Here is a 22438-nt window from a genome sequence, read left to right on the forward strand (position 1 = left end):
AATACTATGTATAGAATAATATTGGGTTTATTTGCATCTTTAATGTTTAGTTGTGTTTATGGTGCATGTGTAAAAGGAAATGTGGACATGGTGTTGAGTACAGGTTCACTATTGCCTAAAACGATCAATTATAACAAATATGATGGTGGTGATTATGTTGGGGGTGTTGGTAGTTTTGAGATATTAGATCAAGCAACTTATAATTATCCAATTATTTATAGTTGTGCGAATGATCAGCGAAGTTTAAGAGCTAGAATGCTTTTATCTACAGCAGTAAGTGTTCCTACTGGTCAAAATGCTTATCAATTACCAAATAATTCTAATTTGGCTGTTGTTGTGCGAGTAGCCGATACAAATGGAGCGTTTAATGCTCTTAACACAACACCTTATATCGTGACAAATTACTCGGGAGCGACTAATGGTATTAGAATTGAAGTGACTACCTTTTTTAAAAAAGGCTACTCACCTAGTTATATAACAGAAAATTTACAGCCTGTGGCTGAGTTGTATTTAACAAATCGAGCAGGTGTTGATTTAGATGTTGGCCACTTTACGATATTTTATTCTGTGAATTCTGCCAGAATTACTCTTGTTGAACACACGTGCAGTTTAAGGTCTAGTACATATTCTGTTGCATTAGAAAATGTTTCTATGCGTTATTTACCCGCTGTGGGTCAAGATTCAACTCTAACTCCAAAAAATTTAGATTTAACAATTGATTGCCCTTATTTACAAGATGGAAAAAACCGAGAAATTAAAGCTTATATTACAGATGGTTTATACTCAATAAACTCAACCAGTATTTTAAGAAATAAAGAAGGTGTAGGTTTTGCAACTGGTGTTGGTGTACGTTTAAGAAATACGGTGGGCAATATCATTAATTTAGACCCAAATGAATCAAAAGCATTGAATAAATGGACATTTTCGAATATTGGAGCGAGCCAAGTTATTTCACATCAGCTAAAAGTAAATTACGCACGAACAGCCAATCAAGTTACAGCGGGAAATGTAGAAGCAAAAGCATTACTGAATATTGTTTACGATTAAGTATATAGGTGGGTGTGTTTAAATCCTGAATTTGCATTAGAATGAAATGTAATTAGGGGAAAATATATGCAAAAATTTAGATCAAAAAAAGAATGGTGGGTATTGGCTTTTGTTATTTGTATGACTGGTTTAATTGTTCAGTTATTAGTTACTATGTATGCCAAAGGAAATATTTCGGCTTATCCAGTTCATGCGGTCACTTATATGCTAACTGTAGTTATTTTATGGTGGCCAATATTCAATACACGCTATGTTGTAGATGAAGAATATTTAATTATTCATAGTATGTTTTTAAAATGGAAAATTAAAAAATCAGATATTCAGGGTATTTCGGCAACAAATAATTCGGTTGCATCACCTGCATTATCATTAGATCGCTTGAAAGTCGATTATATAAAAGATGGGAAATCAAAATTTGTATTGGTATCTCCTAAAGCCAAAACAGCATTTTTAACAGCTTTAGGTTTAAGTCTACAAAGTTAATTTATGTCATTTGATGTTTCATATTAAAAAAGAGATTTTATAGGTCTCTTTTTTATTGTTTAAGATACTTATATTTGTATTAAAAAGATGTTACTTGAAAAATAGATGAAAATCATCACATCATATTGTCGAAAATTAGATAGAAATTAAGGCGCAGAGTGAACGAAAACGCACGAGAAAATATTGAAAAAATTCTAGCGAATATGACAAGTTTGCCTGGTGTTTACCGTATGCTCGGTAAAGATGGCGAGTTGCTATATGTCGGAAAAGCCAAGAATTTAAAAAATCGTGTAGCAAGTTATTTTGTCAAAACAATAGAGCATCCGAAAACTCAAGCCTTAGTCGCTCGTATTTATGATATTGAAACGCTGATAGTTCGCTCTGAAACTGAAGCCTTATTGCTTGAACAAAACCTTATTAAACTACATCGTCCGCCATACAATATTATGTTGCGAGATGATAAGTCATACGTCTATATTTTTGTTTCGGCAGATAAGCCATATCCAAGAATTGCAAGTGGTCGAGGGAAGGGCAAGCATCAAGTTGGAAAGTTTTTTGGACCTTATCCGAGTGCTTATAATGCACGAGATACATTGGTTGTTTTACAAAAACTATTTAATGTTCGCCAATGTGAAAATAGCTATTTTTCACAGCGTAAACGACCATGTTTGCAGTATCAAATTAAGCGTTGTTCTGCGCCGTGTGTGGGACTTGTTTCTCCAGAAGCTTATCAAGATGATATCAATAATTCGATTCGCTTTTTACAAGGTGATACTAAAGAGTTAAACCAAGAACTCATTACAAAAATGGAAGTCGCAGCAGAAGCATTGGAGTTTGAAAAAGCTGTTTTTTACCGTGATCGTATGGCGCTACTTCGTGATGTACAGGCACAACAAGCCATTTATAAAGTAAAGGGCGAGGCAGATATTATTGCCATTGCTTATCATGCAGGGGTAACGTGTGTGCAAATCATGCATGTACGTAATGGTAAAATGCTGGGTGGAAAAAGCTATTTCCCAGATATGCAAGGTGATGATTTAGGGCAAATGCTCTCTGACTTTTTAGCGAACTTTTATTTCCAAGTTGCGGATGAAGTTCCTGCTGAACTTATTGTAAATACCGAAGTTCCAGATAGAAAAGAACTTGAAGATGCATTTCATCAACATTTCGAAAAGAAAGTTCATATTAAGCACAATGTACGTGAAACACGTGCGGAGTGGCTTGAGCTTGCGGAAATGAATGTGCAGCACGCAATTAAAGGAAAACTTGCGAATCATTTTGAACTAAATGAACGTTTTCATCAGCTTGAACAAGTGCTAGGTAGACCTATCGACAGCATAGAATGCTTTGATATTTCACATACGATGGGTGAAGCGACAATTGCATCTTGTGTGGTATTCGATAGTGGTGGTGCTCGAAAACGAGATTATCGTCAATTTTCAATTAATGATATTACCGAAGGCGATGACTATGCAGCAATGCGGCAAGCTTTAACACGCCGTTATAAAAAGGCGATGTTGCCTGATTTACTACTGATTGATGGTGGTAAAGGGCAGTTGCATATGGCAATGGAAGTGATGCAGGACTTAGGCTTAGATGCATTTATGGTGGGTGTGTCTAAGGGAGAAGGGCGTAAACCTGGGTTGGAAACTTTACACTTTATTGATGGTGAAAAAATTCAATTGCCTGAAGATCACAAGGCACTTCATTTAATTCAACAAGTTCGAGATGAAGCCCATCGTTTTGCAATTACTAAGCACAGAGCCAAACGAGATAAAAAACGTGGTTCATCTATACTTGAAGTAATTCCAGGGCTTGGACCAAAGCGCCGTCGTGACTTACTTACGCATTTTGGCGGAATTCAAGGGGTGTTGAAAGCATCAGAAAAAGAGCTGACTTTAGTCCCAGGGTTAGGGGGGGGTATGGCACGCACAATTTATAAAATTTTGCATGAGTAGAGCATTAAACGGAGGCGGCTTGCAAAAGTTTTCTTCGTGACACTGTTGGTGATTTCGTATAAAGTGAGCGCTATTAACAATGGATAAAACCTTAACATTTATGTGAATGAAAATTCATATAAAGAGGAAAAATTGGCGGTATCTATGACCACAGGTCGAATCCTAAATATTCCAAATATATTAACTTTAGCGCGTATTGCTCTAATACCTGTATTTTTATTGGTGGCGTATTGGCCACCTGCAATAGGTGTAAATGAGCATGTCGGTGGTATGACTCGTCACTTAATTCTTACTGCTATTTTTGTTGTTGCTGCGGTAACTGATTGGTTTGATGGCTATTTAGCGAGAACCTTAAATCAGACTTCTGCATTTGGTCGTTTTTTAGATCCTGTTGCAGATAAATTAATGGTGGCAGCTGCTTTAATTGTTCTTGTGCAATGGCAACCGTCTATTTCTATGGCATTTGCTGCAATTGTGATTATTTCACGTGAAATTACAGTATCTGCATTACGTGAATGGATGGCAGAATTAGGTGCACGTACAAATGTTGCGGTATCTACTGTTGGTAAATATAAAACTGCATTTCAAATGATCGCAATTTCAGTATTTCTACTGAACTGGCCGCCTTTAGAAATGTTAGCTTATGCCTTGTTATATACTGCTGTAGTATTAACTTTATGGTCAATGTTTATTTATTTAAAAGCTGCATGGCCGTATTTGAAACAACCTTAATTGCTATGTTATATACAAAAAAAGCTCCGATTATGGGAGCTTTTTTATTGTTGTATTTATTGATAAATGAGATTTTCAACAAATTACGATGATATTTTGATTTATGAAGAATGGATAAGTTAAGCTCAATAAAAACAATTTGAAATAACATAATTATGAACTTTGAATTATTTGAACCTGAACAACAAGATAATATTTTACCTTGCGATGGCGTGGTGAGAGATTTTGGTTTGGTTTTAAATACGGAGCAAAGTGAAAAATATCTACAATATTTTTTACAGCATTTAGCTTGGGAACATGATGAAGTTTATTTGCATGATCAATATTTCAAGACAGATCGTAAAGTTGCTTGGTATGGAGATGAAGATTTCCAATATCATTATTCGGGGACTTTAAAACAAGCATTGATTTGGAATGCTGGATTATTTCGGTTGAAACAACATATTGAAACACTGGTCGGGCATTCTTTTAATTCTTGTTTGGCAAATTTATATGAAAATGGTATGCAAGGTATGAGTTGGCATAGTGATAATGAAGAGTCTTTATCACCTAAAACAGCAGAAGAAACAGTTATTGCATCTTTGAGTTTTGGAGCAACACGTAAGTTTAGTTTTAAGCATAAATTTAAAGAGCATAAAGCAGATATGTTGTTACAGAGTGGGCAACTTATTGTGATGCGTGGGCAAACGCAACATTACTGGAAACATGCTCTAATTAAGTCGACTAGAATTTTAGAACCTAGAGTTAATTTAACTTTTCGATATTTTTATCCTAAAAAATAGATGTCATCAAAAAGCCCACTTAAATGTGGGCTTTTTTAAAGTTTAAATCATTTATTTATAGTCTTTGAGTTTCAGATGTATTGGTCAAGCTTGCGAATTTTTTTTCAATTAACGCTGCATTTTCCTGCAAAATTGTAATAAGTTTTTCAATATTCACAAACTCAAAACGATTTTTTGAAGCTAATAATGTCAAAGCAAGAGGCGGCTCTTTACTTGAAAATTTAACAGGAACAGAAACACCTGAAATGTTGGGGTCAACTTCACCGTTTGAGAAGTAGTAACCTTGTTTCTTAATTTTTTTCATCTTATTTAAAAAGCTTTCTTGATCATGTGCAAAATCAACCTGAGCTAGTTCTTTAGAAAAGCGTTGGTAGTAATCTAAAATTGCTTGTTTAGGTAAATGTGCAATCATCACTTTTGCAGAGGAACCCATATAAACAGGGCGAGGACAGCCACGACCATAAGATAAAAACATCGTATTTTTAAAAATTTCATCATGTAAATCGATACATGAGTCATGGTTGAGATGTGTTAATAAGCATGAAAATTCAGTTCTTTCTACAATTTCCCGCATAAAAGGCATGCTAATTTGTATTAAGGGATCTGTAGTACGAGAAATATAGTCAAGTACGGCAATCTTTGAACCTAAGGTGTAGTCGCCCGATGTACCACTGAGTCTTTGCAATAATTCTGTAGATACGAGTTCTTTTAAGTAACGATAACTTGTTGGTTTAGATAAGCCCAGTTCTTCACTAATGATATCTACATTAATGATAGGGCGAGATAATGAAAATAGATCTAAAACTGTAAGAATTTTACCGAAACTAGAAAGCGCCATAGTTGCCTGCTTGGTTGAAATAAGAGGTTATCTGAACAAGGGTTACTATATAACAAAAATATAGTGAACAAGTATTGCTTTTATAAGTTGAACAAATTTAGTTATTTGAAATAAATTCAAGTATAAGAAATCATTTCAATTTATAAGATAAAATAAAGTAGAAAATAGTACATATTATCGCAATAAGATATTTATCTTGACAAAAATACTTATATTTGAAAAAATTCAAACGAAAATATCTAATGATGAATAAATAATCAGATTGTTTTGATTTAATAAATTCTATTTAGTTCTAATTCAATTTTTAATGTGATTTAGTTGCTTCTTATCTTCAAATAATTTTAAAGCCTTTGGTTTTACCAAGATGCTTGAACACTATGTATTTATATATGGTGCGTTGAAGTGATCTCTAAAGAAGCAATTCCCACTATGTTTAGAGAAAATCTATGTTGCTTACAAAACAGTTAATCGCATTTCGTCCAAATAAGATGGACTGGATTTTTGCGATAAAAACGTTTTTAGCAGGCATGCTTTCACTTTACGTGGCATTTTCTTTGAATTTGGCATATCCCATTTGGGCTATTGGTACGGTATTTGTTATTGCCAATCCATATTCGGGTATGACTTCCTCTAAAAGTCTTTATCGTGTTTTAGGTACTTTATTAGGTGCTGTTGTTGCAGTTGTTGTTACGCCTATTCTAATTAATACTCCGTGGTTATTTACTTTCTTTTTAGCCTTTTGGGTTGGTTTTTGTCTCTATATTTCACTGTTAGATCGAACCCCACGTAGCTATGTATGTATGTTGGCAGGCTATACGACTGTTATTATTAGCTACAATATTATTTATAACATCGATACCAGTTCTGTATTTGATATGGCTGTGGGGCGGTTCTTAGAGATTACCGTTGGTGTAGTATGTAGTGCGATTGTGACAACGACTATTTTTCCAATGCATATTGGACCTGCTGTAAAAACTCGTGTGTCGAAAGCGCTTTTAGATACAAAACAACTTTTTGAAAAAATATTAATAGATGAAAAAGAATTAGAAAATTACAGTACAGCGCTGAGCCATATTGCACGTGATATTGCCGATATTCATGTTATGGCGGTGCATTTGACGTATGAAAAATCGACATTAAAGGGAATGACTAAACCCTTACAAGAGTTATTGCATCAGCTTAGTATGTTGGTGAGTAACTTAGTTGCAATGGCAGAACGAATTAAACAATTAGATGAAATTGATACAAGTTATAGACCACAGTTAGAGCTTGCGAGAAAGCATATAGTTGATTTTTTGGAAGCGAGTGTCGATTTTCCAGAGAGTGAGTTAAACACCTTACCTGCAAGCTTTGAGCAAGATTTTGCAAATATATCGGCTGTTGCAACATTATCCCAACAAGTGGTTATTCAAAGTTTTAAAATGGATATTCGCCATTTTATTCAAAATGTCCGTGCAATTAAATTAATTTGGCAACGTATACAAAAAGGGGATGCATCTTTACCCGAAAGTGTTGTACCACTTACCACAAACTATCCAAGCCTACATCGAGATCATGGTATGGCGGTTCGAGGTGGTATTTCAGCATTTTTAATTGTCCTTATTGCTACAGGTTTTTGGATTATTAGTGGTTGGAAGGCAGCATTTATGCTTGCTGAAATGGCAGCGATTAGCGCATGTATTTTGACATCCATGGATAATCCTGTACCGGCCTTAAAAATGTTTATTCGTGGCAATATTTATGCAGGTGTTTTTGTTTTTATTTATGCCTACGGTATTTTTCCGCACGTAACAGAATTTTGGCAATTAGGTCTGGTTCTTGCTCCATTTGTGATTTATTGCTTAATGATGTTTCCGCATCCACCATTAACAGGCTTGGCTTTACCTGTTTTGATGGGAACGATTATGGGGCTTAATCTGCAAAATCGTTATGTTTTAGATCAGATTTTCTTTTTTGATGCTTCCATTGGTACGGTACTTGGTCCAATTATTTCTGTTTATGTGATTCATTTGGTTCGGGCTATGTCGCCAGATATTACGGCACAACGTATTTTGGCATTGCATTACAAAGATATTAGGCAGGCTTTATATATTCCTTATGGTGTGGATTTCCGAATTCATTTACGAGGAATGTTAGATCGTATTGGTATTCTAAATACCAAAGTAGTGCAATCAGACTTATTAAAGAAAAATATTAATTTAGCATTGATTGAATCCAGTGCTGTGATTGATTTGACGCGTATTCAAGAGCTCATGAATAAGATGAATGCAGAGCCTGAAATTTGCCGAAGTTTGGCAGAATTGCAGTCTAATTTAGATGATTACTTCCGTACCAAAGAATTACATCAACCAGAAGATGACTATAGAAACGAAATATTAAACAGCATTCAAAAATTAAAATGTGAAGCTGTAAATATAGAAAATAAGGACATTTCTCAGCGGTTACAAATTTCACTCAACAATATTAAAAGCAGTTTATGTCATGCCACTTTTGATGAAACTGAACAAGCACATTTGGTTGGAGCATAAATATGGGTGAACTCAATATATATGGCGTTTATGTACCCATACTTTTAATTCAAAGCGTGTTTGCTTACGGCATTCTGCGCTTAGCAATGTTAGGTATAGACCCCTTAATAGCAAAAGGCTGGATACCTTTACCTAGTGTTTTTTATTTATGTCTTTACGTCATTTTGCTATGGCTAATCCATTGGGGTTTCATCCTGTGTTCTGTTTAAGCACACCAATATTTGAAATGAACGAGGTACAATGAAAATGGCATCTTTTGATTTGCGTAAAATCATACGACCAGTGGGTTTGTTGATTGTTGCAATTTTTGCAATATTGGCAATTACACATATTTGGAATTATTACAATGCAGAACCATGGACACGTGATGGACGTATTCGAGGTGATGTTATTCAAGTATCTTCGGATGTTTCGGGTTTAATTACTGAAGTCTTAGTGCAAGACAACCAAACAGTGAAAAAAGGGCAAGTTCTTTTTAAAATAGATGTTGCACGCCAATCTCTTGATGTTGAGCAAGCAAAATCTGATTTGGCAAAGGCTAACGCGAGTCTAGCATCGGCAGAAGCTGAGTTACTGCAAGCCAAAGCCAATGTTGTAAAATCTGAAGCCAATAGAAATTTAGCAGATAAAAATGCAAGTCGTTATGCAAACTTAATGGATGGTGCAATCTCAAAACAAGAACAAGACCAAATGTTTGCTCAAAGAGATCAATCTCATGCAGAACATGAACAAATGCAGGCATCTATTGAGCAAGCTAAAGCAAATATTGTTCAACAAAAAGCATTAATTGAAGTGGCAACAAGTAATTTGCATTTAGCACAATTAAACTTGAAGCGCTCAGAAGTTATAGCACCTGCTGACGGAACATTATCTAACTTTGAGTTAAAAGCAGGCAATTATGTGAAAGTAGGGCAAGCGGTTGCAGCTTTGCTTGATCGTGAAGAATTGTATGTAGTCGGTTATTTTGAAGAAACTAAATTGAACAAAATTTATGTGGGTGCACCAGCATCGATTCAATTAATGGGCGATTCTCATACCTTAAAAGGACATGTTCAAGGAATAGCTTCAGGTATTGAAGATAGAGAAAGAACTTCAACAACAGGTTTATTGGCAAATGTGAATCCAACTTTTAGTTGGGTACGTTTAGCACAGCGTGTTCCTGTGAAAATTGTTTTAGATGAGACTCCTAAAAATGAATTGGCATTTGTTGCTGGTCGTACCGTGACGGTTCATATTTTAGAAGATAAGAAATAAAAAGCGTTCATTTCAAATATCTATGTAAGATATAAAAAAAGCATCCGATAACGATGCTTTTTTTATGAATGAAATTTAATATTAAGGTGTTAAACCTTCAGGATTGCGATACCAACTTTCAATAAATAAAGCAGCGGCGATACTATCTGCAGAGAGTTTTTTACCACGACCTTGTGCTTGATAATGATCGAGTTCATCACGTGCTTCACGTGTTGTTAAACGCTCATCGACCATTAATGTTTCAATATTGGTTTGATGGCGTAAACGACGTGCAAATTTACGTGCGCGTGTTGAAAGTTCAGATTCAGTATCATCCATATTCAAAGGTAGGCCAACTAAAAAGAGAGTTGGTTGATACTGTTTCACAATTTTTAAAAGCTCATCCCAATTTGGAATACCATCTTTCATTGGAAATAAAGCAAGGGGGTTAGCACTTTCAATAAGAGATTGACCAACGGCCATTCCCATTTTTTGAGTACCAAAGTCGAACGCCATAATCATGTGTGGCGCAGATAAATCAGGCATGACCAATCTCGGAAGATAACCATGTACGGTCTACGCCCATTTTTTTGTAGGCAGCATCCCAACGGTCGTCATAAGGTAAGTTAAAAATTAAATCCATATCGGAGTCGCAAATGAGCCAATCGCCACGTGCAATTTCTTGCTCTAACTGGTTTTTGTCCCAACTTGCATAGCCTAACGCAACTTGGTAACGACCAACACCTTCATTGTGTGCAATTGCATCTAAAATATCTTTAGAAGTGGTAATACAAACATTTTCACCAATGGCAATAGAAGAATGCCAAGTCGGTTGACCTGTATGTAAAACAAAGCCAGCTTCGGGGCGCAAAGGCCCCCCTTGTAAAACTTCGTGTGGATTTACATTATCGGCTTCAATATCAAGATCATTTAAAAGTTCTTTAATTTGAAGCCCTGAAGGGCGATTGATGATAATGCCTTGAGCACCTTCTTCATCATGACGAGCTAAATAGATGACGGTATTTGCAAAGAATTCATCATCCATATCGGGTGGAGCAATAAGACAGCGATGCATCAAATATTGTTTCGGCACCTAGGTTGCTCTCCTTATTTTATTGTTTAAACTCATTTAACTTACACGTTACAAGAGCTTTTATGTTTCAACAAATCTTTTTTTAAGATATTGAAACGGAATTAAGCAGATTGAAACTTTAATTGACGAAGCTGTTTTGCATGTTGCAAAGTCGTTTCATTAATTTCGATTCCACCTGTCATACGAGCGAGCTCTAGAATTCGATCATTTTCTTCTAAGTCTAGAATGGTGCTGCTTGCTGGGTCGGTTTGTCGTTTCTTCACAAGTAAATGCTGATCAGATTGTGCTGCAACTTGTGCTTGATGTGTAATACATAAAATTTGCACGTGTTGTGCTAAACCTGCAAGTAAACGTCCAACAATTTCAGCTGTACCACCACTAATACCGACATCAATTTCATCGAATACTAACACTTCAGACTCTGTTTTTTCAGCATTCATGACTTGCATAACAAGAGCAATACGTGACAATTCACCACCTGATGCAACCCGAGCTAAAGGCTGAGGAGGTATGCCTTTATTAGCGGTAAAGAGCAATTGAATAAAACTTAAACCTTCGCTTGAAACCTGTTCTAAAGGCTCAAATTTAAATTCGAAATGTGCTTCAGGAAGTGCAAGTTGTTTAACTTGTTCGGTTAAATGTTTCGCTAAAGGAAGTGATGCTTCACGACGAATATCATCTAAATGTTGTGCTTTAGCTAAAAAGTCTTGATGCGATGCTTCAACTTGTTCGGCTAAAGTTTCAGGATCTTCGAGTTGATGAAGCTGTTCTAATTCAGTTTGCCACGCATCATATTCTTCTTTTAGTGTTTCAGGCTGCGTTCTATATTTACGTGCTAAACGATGGAAAACTTCAAGTTTAGAGTTGAGCTCTTCCATACGCTCAGGATCGAAACTTTGTTTGTCGATAAAATGGCGTAGGTTTGATGTCGCATCTTCTAATTCACTTTGTGCATTTAAAAGAGATGTATATATTTCTGATAATTTATCACTGCGCCCTGAATGCGATTCTAAACGTCGTAAAATAGATGCAATTTCTTGATTAATATTTTGTTCAGCATCATCTAACGCGGTTAAACCATAACCACAATCCTGCATGATGTGTTCATGGTGACTTAAACGATCGAATTCTTGTTCAATTTCGATGTAATCCACTTGAACAAGTTCTTCGAGTTCTTCAATTTGAAGGTCAAGAGTTTCAATGCGTTGTTTGCGTGTTGCTTGAGCATCGAGTGCTGCTTGATGTTGACGTATATCTTTTTGCCACTTGCTATAGGCATCTCGCACAGCTTGAGCAGGGGCGTAAAAATTACTATAACGGTCTAACCAATGCTTAGGATACGGTGGCTCTAAAAGTTGTTGCTGGCTATGTTGGCTATAAAGTTGTACTAATAATCGACCTACTTCTTTTAATTCAGACAAGCTACTTGGTCGACCATTAATCCATGCTTTACTTCGACCTGTGGCAAAAATAACACGACGTAAAAGTATTTCACCTGATTCATCATCTAGCTCTTGTTCTTTTAACCAAAGTGCTTCTGCACTGCCGTCTTTATAGCTGAATGTTGCGGTTACATCTGCTTTTTCTGCACCATAACGCACATAATTGGTATCTGTTCTTTCGCCAAGGCATGCCGAAAGAGCATCGAGCAATAATGACTTACCCGCACCTGTTTCACCTGTCAGGACGTTGAAACCTTCTTCAATATCAATGGCTAAGTGTTCGGCTAAGGCAAAATTAATCAGAGTTAAATGTGTCAGCATAAACGCATCCAAGCTGCGGAAAGTTTTAGTAAAAAGTCGTCAAGTTTTGTTTTTGTCACAAGATCATATTAATTCTATCTTAAAATACTACTAAAAATAATACTTCTTAGAACGAATATAGATCTTTAAAAATAAAAGAGAATTACTAGAATATACGCTATATCGTTTGTTTAAATTATATTTTTTCACAGGATTTAAACATCTCTGTGTAAAGATATTATAAATTTCACAGTCTTATCTATTTTTGAAAATTTGAACAAAATACATAATAGAGAATTTAAACGTGGAATAGTGATTACTTTGCTTGTTTTACTACAGAAGGTATTTGAAACTTTAGTGGATATTGTGCAAAAAGTGATTTGTACTTATGGTGTAGTTGATTTAAAATTTTATGAAATTGGGGTGAACGAGCGCAAACAAAAGCATAAATTAAGCTTAAGTTTGAAGTACATTGGTTTACCTAAAAAAGAGATTGATTTGAATTAATAAAATCAATTCAAAATATAAAACGCGTTTTTTGGAGAATACGCATGTCAGCTCAGTTTGATCATGTATCTGTAGTAAAAAAATCGAATGTTTATTTTGATGGTTTATGCGTAAGTCATACCGTTCAATTTGAAGATGGCACAAAAAAAACGTTGGGTGTGCTTTTGCCAAGTAAGCAAGAATTAACCTTCGAAACGCATGTACCTGAACGTATGGAAATCGTTTCAGGCGAATGCCGCGTTCGCATTGCAGATAGCGAAGAAAGTGAATTATTCCGCGCAGGACAATCATTTTATGTGCCTGGCAATAGCCGTTTTAAAATTGAAGCAGATGAAGTTGTAGATTATGTTTGCCACTTGGGTGGCTAATTACTAAATCCAAAATCAAGCAAAGAAATTTTAACCTAAATCGGTTAAACTATTGCTTCAGCATAAATCCTGTAAAGTCTGCTTTGCGGGATTTTTTCTTTTTGTATTCTCAGTCAAATGTTAGAGGTCGTTCATGGCAAAAACTGAATATTTTTATGGCGTTCACTCGGTGGAGTCATTGTTAGAGCTTGAGCCAGAGCGAGTTTTAACGTTATTCGCTTTAAAAGGGCGTGATGATCAGCGTTTAAAACGTGTTTTAGAGTTGGCAGAACCTTTTGGTATTAGTGTTCAGCAAGCAAGCCGAGATAAATTGGAAAAGCTTGCAGGTCAACCATTTCATCAAGGTATTGTTGCCGCTGTTCGTGCTCATCCAACTTTAAATGAAAAAGATCTTGAAGCGCTTTTAAATGAAAAGCCTCAGGCACTTTTATTGGCATTAGATCATATTACAGACCCGCATAATCTTGGTGCATGTATTCGTACTGCTGCTGCAATGGGTGTGGAAGCGGTGATTGCTCCGCGTGATCGTTCTGCAACATTAACACCAACAGCACGTAAAGTTGCTGCAGGTGGTGCAGACAAAGTGAAGTTCATTCAAGTGACAAATTTGGCGCGTACTTTGGGTCAAATGAAAGATGATTTTAATGTGCGTGTTGTTGGCACAATGCTTGATGAAAAAGCGTTACCTGTTCAAAAATTTGATTTCACAGGTACGGGCATTTGTATTGTAATGGGTGCAGAAGATACAGGTTTACGCCCAATTACACAGTCTCAATGTGATCAAACAGTTTATATTCCTATGGCGGGAAATTTACAAAGTTTGAATGTGAGCGTTGCAACAGGTATGGCTTTGTATGAAGCTTGTCGCCAACGTAACGTCTAGTTTATAAAAGCTGAAAATAAATGACACCAAGAACACAAGGCTATTTATATGTCCTCATTTGCATGGTGATTTGGGGTGGATTTACTTTAACATCTCGATTAAATGTGAAATGGGGGATTGAGGCATGGGACATTACTGCACTACGTTTTGCCTTAGCCTTTGTGATTTTGGTCCCCATTTTAATTTATAAAAAAGATTTAGCTTTTTTATGGAAAAAAGAGCCTTTTATTCTCGCAATGATTGGTGGTGTGGGGTATTGCTTAACATCGTATTCAGCATTTCATTATGTGCCAGCGGCGCATGCTGCAATATTTTTAAATGGCTTTATTCCTTTGTGTACCGCACTTGCAGGATTCGTCATTTTTAAACAAGCTTTCGATAAACATACATGGCTTAGTGTCATTATTATGATTGCTTCCATTAGTATCATGAGTTTGCTCATGTATAGAGAAACGGGCGTTGCTTTTGGCTTAGGCGACTTACTCTTTGTGCTAAGTGCAATGTGGTGGGGTGTTTTCTCTATTCTTTTGCGTCAATGGAAACTATCTGCATGGCATGCAATGTCCGGTGTGGCAATTTGGTCGGCAATTATTTATTTACCCATCTATCTTTTGTTTTTACCGAAACATCTATCGGAACCAGAGCCTATCCATATTATTTTGCAAACCTTGTTTCATGGTATATGTGTGGTGATGATTGCAACACTTGCGTATGTTGAAGCAATTAAACGCTTAGGTGCGTTTAAAACAGGAAGTATAGTGACACTAGCGCCTTTTATTGCTGCGGTGATTGCTGTTCCAGTATTGGGTGAGCCGTTAAGCTTAGCCATTATTTGTGGGTTAATTGGTATGGCAATTGGAGCTCTACAGCCTTGGCGATGGTTTGGTCGGAAAGATAGTTTGGAAGCTCAGCTTGAACAACAAAAAAAGCAGTCTAATTAAGACTGCTTTTTTGATCGTGCTAAATATTTTTCATGCAAGGGAATAAGTTGTTGATACAAATGCTCTAAATGACCATTATTGAGCACAATATCATTGGCATGTTTTTGTTTTTCTGTGCGTGGCATTTGTACTTTAATAATATTTTTAATTTGCTCGATATTTTGCCCATCACGTTGTGATGCACGTTGAATTTGTAATTCTTCAGAAGCATCTATAAGCAAATTATGGTCTGTTAATTCATGTTGATTGGTTTCAAATAATAAGGGTGAAACTAAAATAACATAAGGGCTTTTAGCTGCATTTAATTGGGTAATAATTCTGTTACGAATAGCAGGGTGGGTAATATTTTCTAAAGCTTTTCGTGCAGTTGGTTCTTTAAAAATATGTTCACGTAACGCACGTCGATTGAGTTCACCATTTTCAAGTAAAACCCAATCTCCAAATGTTTGTTGAATTTGGGTTAGCGTAGATTGCCCAGGCATAACAACTTCACGAGCTACAATGTCTGCATCTACAACGATAATATTTTGAGATTCAAACCACTGACTTGCAGCCGATTTTCCACTTCCAATACCACCTGTTAAACCCAAAATAAAAGACATACTTAACCTAGTTGACCTAAATATAGTTGCATGATTTGTTCACCCCAAAGAAAAGCAATCCAACCTGCAATAGCAATATAAGGACCAAAAGCAAAAGGCTGATTTTCTTTACGGACTTTCATCAAAATAATACCAATAATAGCACCTACTAGTGATGAAAGTAGAACAATGAGTGGGAGCATAAGAGGTCCCATCCAAGCACCTAAGGCTGCAAGTAATTTAAAGTCGCCATACCCCATACCTTCTTTACCTGTGACTAACTTAAAGATGTAGTACACAATCCAAAGGCAGAGAAAGCCGATAACATAACCCCAAATGGCAGAAATTGGCGTAGTAAAAAAGCCAAAGCTATTAATTGCTAAACCAAATGCAGCTAGGGTGAGCGTATATCGATCAGGTAGAAGTTGCGTATCAAAGTCTATAAAAGTAAGCGTGATTAAGACCCATGTGAAAACTAAGCCAAAAAGCATTTGAAGCGTAGCTCCAAATACAGCAACCACAGTGAGAGAGGCAATTGCTGTCAGTAGTTCAATGAAAGGATAACGAATGCTAATTGGATTTTGGCAACTTCCACATTTTCCTTTCAGAATTAACCAACTGATTACAGGAATATTTTGATACCAACGGATAGGAGATTGGCATTTGGGACAGGTTGAATCAGGTTTGCTTAATGTAATTTTGGTTTCATCAATAATGGCTTGATCAGGATGCAAAAGCATTTGGCAATCTGTACGCCATTCTTGCTCCATCATTTTTGGCGTGCGGTAAATCACCACATTTAAAAAACTGCCAATACATAAACTAAAAAGCCCAACTGCAATATAAAGTGCAGTTGGGTTTGAAATAAAATAAGAGATTAATTCTTGCATTAAACAACAGAACCCATTTGGAAAATTGGAAGATACATGGCAATAACAAGACCACCTACAAGTACACCAAGAACAGCCATAATGAGAGGTTCCATCATAGATGTTAAGCCATCAACCGCATTATCTACTTCATTTTCATAGTGAGTTGCTACTTTTTCTAGCATTGAATCAAGTGCACCCGATTCTTCACCAATTGCAACCATTTGAATAGCCATTGATGGAAAAACATTGGTTGCACGCATAGCAAATTGCAATTGTTGACCTGTAGAAACATCGTCACGGATTTTCATTACAGCTTCTTCATAAACCACATTATTTGTGGCGCCTGCTGTAGACTCTAAAGCATCAATAAGAGGTACACCCGCAGCAAATGTTGTCGCTAATGTACGACTGTAGCGAGCAATAATTGCTTTATAAACAAGATCACCAAAAATAGGGGCTTTAAGCGCTGCTTTATCCAAAAAGTCTCGAAATGGCTTGCTACGCTTTTTCGTTTCTATAAAAGCAATGACGGTTCCGATAATGCCGGCAATTAGAATGTACCAATATGCTTGCATCCATTGAGACATGTTAACAACCATTTTGGTGAAGGCAGGGAGATCTGCACCAAAAGAGGTAAAGAGTTCTTCAAAAACGGGGACAACTTTGACCATCAAGATAATGGTCACAATAATCGCTACAACGACAACAGTAATTGGATACTTCATGGCTTTTTTAATTTTTTGCTTTAAAAGCTCACTTTTCTCTTTATATATGGCAACACGGTCAAGCATGGTCTCGAGCGCACCTGATTGTTCACCCGATTCAACCAGTGAGCAAAAAAGCTTATCGAAATATTGAGGATATTTTTTTAAAGCACCCGCAAAGGTGTTACCACCTTCTACTTCACCTTTAATACCAATAACAACTTCACGCATAGCTGGATTGTCTAAGCCTTCAGCCACAATTTCAAAGCTTTGAACTAAAGGAACACCAGCTTTCATCATCGTAGCAAGCTGACGAGTGAAAATAGTGATGTCTAAAGTGGAAACTTTCTTTTTAAATACACTTTCAAGAATATTCTTTTTCTTCTCTCGAATGGATTTAATGGTAATTCCTTGTTTTCGTAAAGTGACTTTAGCCAAAGCCATGTTACGAGCTGGAATTTCCCCTTTAAGTTTAGCCCCTTTGCGGTCAACTCCTTCATATGTGAAGGTGGGCATCATCTGTGCTTTTTTGACAGCCATGCGTCGTTATCCTTATTTTAAATCTTTATTCACTCGTCACACGATTTACTTCTTGTAAAGAAGTTACCCCTTGCATGACTTTTAATAAACCTGAGCGGCGTAAATTGTTATAGCCAGCTTTTTCGGAAGCTTCTGCAATTTGAAGTGCATTACCATCTTCCATAATAATTTTTGAAATTTCAGGTGTAACTTTCATTACCTCGTAAATACCAACACGACCTTTATATCCCTCACGACATTCAGCACAACCTACAGGTTGATAAACTTTAGTTTCAGGATTAGCTAAATCTTCTGGTGTAAAGCCCATTTCTAATAAACTTTGTTCTGGAATATCTGCGGGCACTTTGCAGTGTGAGCATAAGCGACGTGCCAGACGCTGTGCAATTACAAGGTTTACCGATGTTGCAATATTAAAAGATTGTACGCCCATATTTCTTAAGCGGGTAAGTGTTTCGGGCGCACTGTTTGTATGCAGCGTAGACATTACCATGTGACCTGTTTGAGCTGCTTTGATAGCAATTTCAGCAGTTTCAAGGTCACGAATCTCTCCGACCATTACAATATCAGGATCTTGACGAAGGAAAGACTTTAAGGCCGCAGAAAATGTTAAGCCAATTTTATTATTTACGTTAACTTGGTTAATACCTTCCAAGTTAATTTCAACAGGATCTTCGGCTGTAGAAATGTTTGTGTCTTCGCGGTTTAAAATATTTAAACCTGTATATAATGATACCGTTTTACCAGAACCCGTAGGACCTGTAATCAATAACATTCCTTGAGGTTTATCTAGCGCGTCCATGAATAATTCTTTTTGGTCTGGTTCATAACCAAGAGCATCAATACCTAACATTGCACTTGATGGATCTAAAATACGTAGTACGAGTTTTTCACCAAATAGGGTAGGTAAAGAGTTTACACGGAAGTCGATGGCTTTGGTTTTTGATATTTTTAACTTGATACGGCCATCTTGCGGAATACGTTTTTCTGAAATGTCCATTTGAGACATCACTTTTAAACGAGAAGCTAAACGATTTGCTAGTTGCAGTGGTGGTGTTGCAATTTGACGTAAAACACCATCTACACGATAACGTACGCGATATGATTTTTCGTACGGCTCGAAGTGTAAGTCCGAGGCTCCCATACGAATTGCATCCACCAAAAGTTTATTGATGTATTTGACAATAGGGGACTCATCGCTTGTAGGATCATCATCTTTATGATTCTCATCATTGGTATCAACTTCTTCAACATCTAAGTCAAAGTCATCATCACCAAATTCAAAATTACCTGTATCTGCAAATAGATTTTCAATAAGTTTGTCTAACTTATCAAATTCAACAATAACCGCTTCAACATTCATTTTACTGTTAAAGCGAATTGCATCCATCGCATCTATATTGGTTGGATTGGCTGTTGCAACATAGAGAAGGTTGCCACGGTTAAAGATAGGTAATACACGATGTTTAGTAATGATTTTTTCATCAATACCATCTTTAGCAAGCATATCTGTGTTGTATACAGATAAGTCAAAAATAGGCTCGCCAAACTCTAGAGCAATGGTTTCAGCAACAACAAGAGGAGAAATTTTAAGGTTTTGAATTAAATAAGGAACAATATCTTGATTGGCTTTTTTAGCACACACCATTGCATTTTGCATAGCAGCAGCATCAACAACCTCATCTTCAACAAGGCGTCGAATAAAACCGGTAAGTTTCGGTGTAGATTGTGTTACTGACATCCCCAAAGTCCTTAAAAAATAGTGTTTATAATTTGTATTCTAAAATTATACTTTCGTTATATAAAAATACCACAGCTAAAATGAATATCCTTTAATAACTCCTATCTATAAATGTGAAGTAATTGTGAAAAAATGCTAAAATTGTAGGCTGATACATTGGTAATTACAAAATAAATAATAAATACACGGCTTGAAAGTTGAATAAATTTTTAAGCACAAATAATTTTTACGTGTAGAATGTGCTCGTTTTTAAAAATAGTTTTTTGCAGGTTATTGTATGTCGGGTTCAACGATTACGCCGTGGGTAGTTGGTAATTGGAAAATGAATCCAATGCAGGCCGATGCCCAGCAACTTATTCAAAATTTCAAAGATTTATTGACGACTAATCCAATAGAATCTTCTAAATGTCATATAGGTATTTCACCTGTTATGTTGGCACTTAGTACAGTACAGTCAGAGTTAAGTGATTCAAATCGAGAGATTTATACTGTTGCACAAGATGTTTCTCGCATTGCGGGAATGGGTGCATATACAGGTGAAGTAAGTGCTGAATTATTAAAAGATAGTCAAATTGGTTATGTTTTAGTTGGGCATTCTGAGCGTCGTGAAATTTTTGGCGAAACTGCGCAAATCTTAAATGAAAAAATTAAAAATGCATTAAATGCAGGTTTAACTGTAATTTATTGCGTGGGTGAAAGCTTAGAGCAACGTGAAAGTGGGCAAGCTGAACAAATTGTTTTACAGCAAATTTGTGATATTGCTACAGTAGTAGAAGCAGAGCAGTGGCAAAATATAGTTATTGCTTATGAGCCTATTTGGGCAATTGGCACAGGCAAAACAGCGTCCCCATCCGATGCTCAAACGATGCATGCACAAATTCGCCAAGGATTAAGCCAAATTACCACTTACGGGACAAACATGGCTATCTTATATGGCGGTAGTGTTAAGGCTGAAAATGCAGTAGAGTTAGCGACCTGTCCAGATATTAATGGTGCGCTTGTTGGTGGTGCATCATTAAATGCAGAGTCATTTCATAAAATTGCTCTAGCATTTGCAAATACAAAATAATTAGGAGTTCAGCATGCATACTTTTGTGCTGGTAGTACATATTATCTTAGCTGTTTTAATGATTGGCTTGATTTTAGTTCAACATGGTAAAGGTGCAGATGCAGGCGCTTCTTTTGGTGGCGGTGGAGCTGCAACTGTTTTTGGTGCATCTGGTTCAGGTAATTTCTTAACTCGTTTAACAGCGATATTGACAGCACTATTTTTCGTTACAAGTCTTACGCTTGCAGTTTTTGCGAAGAAACAAACAACAGACTCTTATAGTTTGAAAACAGTAAATACAACCACCTCTGCTCCAGCAACATTGCCTGAAACTTCATCAAACACAACAAAAACTGGCGAATAATCTAATTTAAGCCTTTCTTTTTTTGTGTGATGCGACTAGAATGCCACACTGCTGCGGTGGTGGTGGAATTGGTAGACACGCTACCTTGAGGTGGTAGTGCTTTCGGGCGTGGGGGTTCAAGTCCCCCCTTCCGCACCAACTTTAATCCAGAAATTAAGTTGGTGTAAGCGGCAAATTTGTTGATGCGGGATGGAGCAGTCTGGTAGCTCGTCGGGCTCATAACCCGAAGGTCGTTGGTTCAAATCCAGCTCCCGCTACCAATCTTTTTTAAGATGCAAACTTAGAAAAGCAATTAAAGAAATTTAATTGAAATAAAAATGCATGTTGTTGCGGGATGGAGCAGTCTGGTAGCTCGTCGGGCTCATAACCCGAAGGTCGTTGGTTCAAATCCAGCTCCCGCTACCAATCTTTTTAAGAAGCGAACTTAAAAAGCAATTAAAAATATTTTTAGTTGAAATTAAAACGTACGTTGTTGCGGGATGGAGCAGTCTGGTAGCTCGTCGGGCTCATAACCCGAAGGTCGTTGGTTCAAATCCAGCTCCCGCTACCACTTCCAATTAAGGTGCGACTTAATTGGGCAAAAACTGAAAGTTTGATTGAAAATGATCAGTGTTTTGTATATAATTTTTGCACGTTGATGCGGGATGGAGCAGTCTGGTAGCTCGTCGGGCTCATAACCCGAAGGTCGTTGGTTCAAATCCAGCTCCCGCTACCAAGTTTCTAAAGAGAGGCTCACAACAAAGTGGGCCTTTTTGCACAGTGGACTTTAGTTTTCTGTGTCATAATGGGGCGATTACGCCCTTTTTTATTATCTATCGTGTAGTGTCGACAATTTTTTGGTCAAATCGTCATGTTTCACTACTACAATAGTTTTATGTTGGCTTGTAGTAGCCATTTGACCATTTAATTTCACAAATTTGACGAGAGTAAATGAAGCTATCAAATAAAACTCAAGTACTTCAGGATCTTATTGCTCCAGCAGTACAAGCATGTAATGTAGACCTTTGGGGTATTGAATTTACACCTCAAGGTAAACGTTCATTACTACGTATTTTTATTGACAAACCAGTTGATGAAAGCGTAATTATCGCTAATGAAGATGGTGATGAAGAGCAAGGTCGCGGTATTGGCGTTCAAGACTGTGTGCGTGTTACACAACAAGTAGGCGCAATGCTTGACGTACATGATCCAATTTCTGGCGAGTATGCACTTGAAGTGTCATCTCCAGGTTGGGATCGACCGTTCTTTCAACTAGAGCAAATGTCAGCGTATATTGGTCAGCAGGTTGCCTTGCGTTTGATTAGTGCAGTCGAAAACCGTCGTAAATTTCAAGCAAAACTCATTGCAGTTGATCTTGAAAATGAAATGATTCAGGTTGAGGTTGAAAAGCAACAAGTATTGGACATTGATAGTCACAATATTGATAAAGCGAATTTGATCTACCAAGATTAATTGA

At 36.7% G+C, this 22438-nt stretch carries 23 protein-coding genes and 5 tRNA genes; 20 read left to right on the top strand and 8 right to left on the bottom strand.

Going from position 1 to position 22438, the window contains the following annotated elements:
• Window positions 1–6 precede the first annotated feature (6 nt).
• The 5 genes from AC5YC8_RS09260 (at window position 7) to AC5YC8_RS09280 (ending at window position 5002) form a co-directional block, all read left to right on the top strand.
• Window positions 7–1047, top strand: a complete 1041-nt coding sequence (locus AC5YC8_RS09260; protein ID WP_496164314.1) for a fimbrial protein — start codon at window positions 7–9, stop codon at window positions 1045–1047.
• A 66-nt stretch (window positions 1048–1113) separates the two neighbouring features.
• A complete protein-coding gene (locus AC5YC8_RS09265; RefSeq protein ID WP_496164315.1) occupies window positions 1114–1530 on the top strand; it encodes a PH domain-containing protein in 417 nt (138 codons plus the stop codon).
• Between the two features lie 158 nt (window positions 1531–1688).
• Window positions 1689–3488 (top strand): excinuclease ABC subunit UvrC, encoded by a 1800-nt coding sequence (gene uvrC, locus AC5YC8_RS09270; RefSeq protein ID WP_496164316.1) that lies wholly within the window; start codon window positions 1689–1691, stop codon window positions 3486–3488.
• 144 nt (window positions 3489–3632) lie between these two features.
• Window positions 3633–4220 carry a CDP-diacylglycerol--glycerol-3-phosphate 3-phosphatidyltransferase gene (pgsA, locus tag AC5YC8_RS09275; protein ID WP_496116187.1) on the top strand — a complete coding sequence of 196 codons (588 nt, stop codon included), beginning with the start codon at window positions 3633–3635 and terminating at the stop codon, window positions 4218–4220.
• Window positions 4221–4375: 155 nt separating this feature from the next.
• Window positions 4376–5002, top strand: coding sequence for an alpha-ketoglutarate-dependent dioxygenase AlkB family protein (locus AC5YC8_RS09280; protein WP_496164317.1), 627 nt, complete (start codon window positions 4376–4378; stop codon window positions 5000–5002).
• A gap of 55 nt (window positions 5003–5057) precedes the next feature.
• On the opposite strand, the gene AC5YC8_RS09285 is transcribed toward AC5YC8_RS09280, so the two are convergent.
• Window positions 5058–5840, bottom strand: coding sequence for an IclR family transcriptional regulator (locus AC5YC8_RS09285; RefSeq protein ID WP_496116189.1), 783 nt, complete (start codon window positions 5838–5840; stop codon window positions 5058–5060).
• A 446-nt stretch (window positions 5841–6286) separates the two neighbouring features.
• Here AC5YC8_RS09285 and AC5YC8_RS09290 point away from each other — a divergent pair, with 446 nt between their 5' ends.
• The 3 genes from AC5YC8_RS09290 to AC5YC8_RS09300 are packed head-to-tail and all read left to right on the top strand — an operon-like array spanning window position 6287 to window position 9622.
• Window positions 6287–8368 (top strand): FUSC family protein, encoded by a 2082-nt coding sequence (locus AC5YC8_RS09290; protein ID WP_496164318.1) that lies wholly within the window; start codon window positions 6287–6289, stop codon window positions 8366–8368.
• Between the two features lie 2 nt (window positions 8369–8370).
• The gene (locus tag AC5YC8_RS09295) at window positions 8371–8577 is read left to right on the top strand and encodes a DUF1656 domain-containing protein (RefSeq protein WP_496164319.1); all 207 of its coding nucleotides are present in this window, start codon (window positions 8371–8373) and stop codon (window positions 8575–8577) included.
• 37 nt (window positions 8578–8614) lie between these two features.
• Window positions 8615–9622 carry an HlyD family secretion protein gene (locus AC5YC8_RS09300; protein ID WP_496164320.1) on the top strand — a complete coding sequence of 336 codons (1008 nt, stop codon included), beginning with the start codon at window positions 8615–8617 and terminating at the stop codon, window positions 9620–9622.
• 81 nt (window positions 9623–9703) lie between these two features.
• On the opposite strand, the gene ruvX is transcribed toward AC5YC8_RS09300, so the two are convergent.
• From ruvX to recN, 3 genes are all read right to left on the bottom strand, one after another.
• Entirely contained in the window at window positions 9704–10147 is a 444-nt protein-coding gene (ruvX, locus tag AC5YC8_RS09305) for a Holliday junction resolvase RuvX (protein ID WP_496116193.1), read from the bottom strand.
• Window positions 10140–10694 (bottom strand): YqgE/AlgH family protein, encoded by a 555-nt coding sequence (locus AC5YC8_RS09310; protein ID WP_496116194.1) that lies wholly within the window; start codon window positions 10692–10694, stop codon window positions 10140–10142. The genes ruvX and AC5YC8_RS09310 overlap by 8 nt, the downstream gene beginning before the upstream one ends.
• 101 nt (window positions 10695–10795) lie before the next feature.
• Window positions 10796–12457: a DNA repair protein RecN gene (gene recN / locus AC5YC8_RS09315; protein WP_496164321.1), complete on the bottom strand. Its 1662-nt coding sequence runs from the start codon at window positions 12455–12457 to the stop codon at window positions 10796–10798.
• Between the two features lie 252 nt (window positions 12458–12709).
• Here recN and AC5YC8_RS09320 point away from each other — a divergent pair, with 252 nt between their 5' ends.
• The 4 genes from AC5YC8_RS09320 (at window position 12710) to AC5YC8_RS09335 (ending at window position 15135) form a co-directional block, all read left to right on the top strand.
• Window positions 12710–12943 carry a hypothetical protein gene (locus AC5YC8_RS09320; RefSeq protein ID WP_496164322.1) on the top strand — a complete coding sequence of 78 codons (234 nt, stop codon included), beginning with the start codon at window positions 12710–12712 and terminating at the stop codon, window positions 12941–12943.
• Window positions 12944–12987: 44 nt separating this feature from the next.
• The gene (gene ppnP / locus AC5YC8_RS09325; protein ID WP_154772002.1) at window positions 12988–13311 is read left to right on the top strand and encodes a pyrimidine/purine nucleoside phosphorylase; all 324 of its coding nucleotides are present in this window, start codon (window positions 12988–12990) and stop codon (window positions 13309–13311) included.
• A gap of 133 nt (window positions 13312–13444) precedes the next feature.
• Window positions 13445–14194, top strand: coding sequence for a 23S rRNA (guanosine(2251)-2'-O)-methyltransferase RlmB (rlmB, locus tag AC5YC8_RS09330; protein WP_496164323.1), 750 nt, complete (start codon window positions 13445–13447; stop codon window positions 14192–14194).
• Between the two features lie 20 nt (window positions 14195–14214).
• Window positions 14215–15135: a DMT family transporter gene (locus tag AC5YC8_RS09335; protein WP_496164324.1), complete on the top strand. Its 921-nt coding sequence runs from the start codon at window positions 14215–14217 to the stop codon at window positions 15133–15135.
• Here AC5YC8_RS09335 and coaE read toward each other — a convergent pair.
• From coaE to pilB, 4 genes are read right to left on the bottom strand one after another with little or no spacing between them, the layout of a single operon-like run.
• A complete protein-coding gene (coaE, locus tag AC5YC8_RS09340) occupies window positions 15132–15737 on the bottom strand; it encodes a dephospho-CoA kinase (RefSeq protein ID WP_496164325.1) in 606 nt (201 codons plus the stop codon). The genes AC5YC8_RS09335 and coaE overlap by 4 nt on opposite strands.
• A 2-nt stretch (window positions 15738–15739) precedes the next feature.
• Window positions 15740–16606 (bottom strand): prepilin peptidase, encoded by an 867-nt coding sequence (locus AC5YC8_RS09345; protein WP_496164326.1) that lies wholly within the window; start codon window positions 16604–16606, stop codon window positions 15740–15742.
• Entirely contained in the window at window positions 16606–17832 is a 1227-nt protein-coding gene (locus AC5YC8_RS09350) for a type II secretion system F family protein (protein ID WP_496116201.1), read from the bottom strand. The genes AC5YC8_RS09345 and AC5YC8_RS09350 overlap by 1 nt, the downstream gene beginning before the upstream one ends.
• Window positions 17833–17857: 25 nt before the next feature.
• Entirely contained in the window at window positions 17858–19570 is a 1713-nt protein-coding gene (pilB, locus tag AC5YC8_RS09355; RefSeq protein ID WP_496164327.1) for a type IV-A pilus assembly ATPase PilB, read from the bottom strand.
• 277 nt (window positions 19571–19847) lie between these two features.
• Here pilB and tpiA point away from each other — a divergent pair, with 277 nt between their 5' ends.
• From tpiA to rimP, 8 genes are all read left to right on the top strand, one after another.
• The gene (tpiA, locus tag AC5YC8_RS09360; protein WP_496164328.1) at window positions 19848–20639 is read left to right on the top strand and encodes a triose-phosphate isomerase; all 792 of its coding nucleotides are present in this window, start codon (window positions 19848–19850) and stop codon (window positions 20637–20639) included.
• A 13-nt stretch (window positions 20640–20652) separates the two neighbouring features.
• Window positions 20653–20982, top strand: coding sequence for a preprotein translocase subunit SecG (gene secG / locus AC5YC8_RS09365; RefSeq protein ID WP_496116206.1), 330 nt, complete (start codon window positions 20653–20655; stop codon window positions 20980–20982).
• 53 nt (window positions 20983–21035) lie between these two features.
• Window positions 21036–21120, top strand: a tRNA-Leu gene (locus AC5YC8_RS09370).
• A gap of 45 nt (window positions 21121–21165) precedes the next feature.
• A tRNA-Met gene (locus AC5YC8_RS09375) sits at window positions 21166–21242 on the top strand.
• Between the two features lie 68 nt (window positions 21243–21310).
• Window positions 21311–21387, top strand: a tRNA-Met gene (locus AC5YC8_RS09380).
• Window positions 21388–21455: 68 nt separating this feature from the next.
• A tRNA-Met gene (locus AC5YC8_RS09385) sits at window positions 21456–21532 on the top strand.
• A gap of 88 nt (window positions 21533–21620) precedes the next feature.
• Window positions 21621–21697: transfer RNA gene (locus AC5YC8_RS09390), tRNA-Met, on the top strand.
• 215 nt (window positions 21698–21912) lie between these two features.
• Complete coding sequence (gene rimP / locus AC5YC8_RS09395; RefSeq protein WP_496116207.1) at window positions 21913–22434, top strand: ribosome maturation factor RimP; 522 nt, start codon at window positions 21913–21915, stop codon at window positions 22432–22434.
• Window positions 22435–22438 lie beyond the last annotated feature (4 nt).

This window comes from Acinetobacter sp. FY731 (assembly GCF_059515905.1).

Bases quoted from the DNA above. Each gene is read 5' to 3' on its own strand.
- AC5YC8_RS09260 (WP_496164314.1), top strand. From the start codon at position 7: ATGTATAGAATAATATTGGGTTTATTTGCATCTTTAATGTTTAGTTGT.
- AC5YC8_RS09265 (WP_496164315.1), top strand. From the start codon at position 1,114: ATGCAAAAATTTAGATCAAAAAAAGAATGGTGGGTATTGGCTTTTGTT.
- pgsA (WP_496116187.1), top strand. From the start codon at position 3,633: ATGACCACAGGTCGAATCCTAAATATTCCAAATATATTAACTTTAGCG.
- AC5YC8_RS09280 (WP_496164317.1), top strand. From the start codon at position 4,376: ATGAACTTTGAATTATTTGAACCTGAACAACAAGATAATATTTTACCT.
- AC5YC8_RS09285 (WP_496116189.1), bottom strand. From the start codon at position 5,840: ATGGCGCTTTCTAGTTTCGGTAAAATTCTTACAGTTTTAGATCTATTT.
- AC5YC8_RS09290 (WP_496164318.1), top strand. From the start codon at position 6,287: ATGTTGCTTACAAAACAGTTAATCGCATTTCGTCCAAATAAGATGGAC.
- AC5YC8_RS09295 (WP_496164319.1), top strand. From the start codon at position 8,371: ATGGGTGAACTCAATATATATGGCGTTTATGTACCCATACTTTTAATT.
- AC5YC8_RS09300 (WP_496164320.1), top strand. From the start codon at position 8,615: ATGGCATCTTTTGATTTGCGTAAAATCATACGACCAGTGGGTTTGTTG.
- ruvX (WP_496116193.1), bottom strand. From the start codon at position 10,147: ATGCCTGATTTATCTGCGCCACACATGATTATGGCGTTCGACTTTGGT.
- recN (WP_496164321.1), bottom strand. From the start codon at position 12,457: ATGCTGACACATTTAACTCTGATTAATTTTGCCTTAGCCGAACACTTA.
- ppnP (WP_154772002.1), top strand. From the start codon at position 12,988: ATGTCAGCTCAGTTTGATCATGTATCTGTAGTAAAAAAATCGAATGTT.
- rlmB (WP_496164323.1), top strand. From the start codon at position 13,445: ATGGCAAAAACTGAATATTTTTATGGCGTTCACTCGGTGGAGTCATTG.
- AC5YC8_RS09335 (WP_496164324.1), top strand. From the start codon at position 14,215: ATGACACCAAGAACACAAGGCTATTTATATGTCCTCATTTGCATGGTG.
- coaE (WP_496164325.1), bottom strand. From the start codon at position 15,737: ATGTCTTTTATTTTGGGTTTAACAGGTGGTATTGGAAGTGGAAAATCG.
- AC5YC8_RS09345 (WP_496164326.1), bottom strand. From the start codon at position 16,606: ATGCAAGAATTAATCTCTTATTTTATTTCAAACCCAACTGCACTTTAT.
- AC5YC8_RS09350 (WP_496116201.1), bottom strand. From the start codon at position 17,832: ATGGCTGTCAAAAAAGCACAGATGATGCCCACCTTCACATATGAAGGA.
- pilB (WP_496164327.1), bottom strand. From the start codon at position 19,570: ATGTCAGTAACACAATCTACACCGAAACTTACCGGTTTTATTCGACGC.
- tpiA (WP_496164328.1), top strand. From the start codon at position 19,848: ATGTCGGGTTCAACGATTACGCCGTGGGTAGTTGGTAATTGGAAAATG.
- secG (WP_496116206.1), top strand. From the start codon at position 20,653: ATGCATACTTTTGTGCTGGTAGTACATATTATCTTAGCTGTTTTAATG.
- rimP (WP_496116207.1), top strand. From the start codon at position 21,913: ATGAAGCTATCAAATAAAACTCAAGTACTTCAGGATCTTATTGCTCCA.